The 607-nt window shown below is 46.6% G+C and carries 1 pseudogene; it reads left to right on the plus strand.

Going from position 1 to position 607, the window contains the following annotated elements:
• Window positions 1-607: pseudogene (locus R7O13_RS28670) on the plus strand (DNA translocase FtsK); the annotation flags it as partial.

Genomic DNA, 607 nt, shown 5'->3' on the forward strand with positions numbered 1-607 from the left:
TCGCGAATAAGTTCAGAGGTTCAGAACAAGAGACGCTAGAGCCTCAGCTTAATGAGTTTGTTGAGGATAAAGTATCAACAAAACACGTTGAAGACGATCAACAAGACGACGAGACGCTTCCTCACTTAACGGCTTACGAAGTTGAAGAACCAAAAGAGAAAGCGGCAGTACACGAATATCCTATATATATGCCGCAAGCCAAATCAGAAACGCCTACGGTAAAACCGACGCCAGAGCCCCAACCTCAACGAGTTGCGGCAGTAAATGCGACGCCAACGTATGTTGAACCAGAACCACAACTTAAAGCGGTCAGCACAGATAACGTGGATCCAATGGTTGAGCGTACCAAGCAGCTGAATGTAACCATCGAAGAGTTGGAAGCTGCAGCGCAGCAAGCAGATGATTGGGCGTCAGAAGAACAAACAAGCCAATCTTATGCGGATACAAACGCAGTCTATCAAGAACAGGTGCAAGCCAAGCATGAAGAGGTTGTTGAACACGATACGCCTCAACGAGAATCAAGCTATGAAGAGTATGAACAGTTTGCTGCTCAGCAAGAACAGCAACTCCATGTGGAACCAACGCCACACGAAGAACCTGTTATTGA

This window comes from Vibrio sp. Y176, from assembly GCF_033438945.1.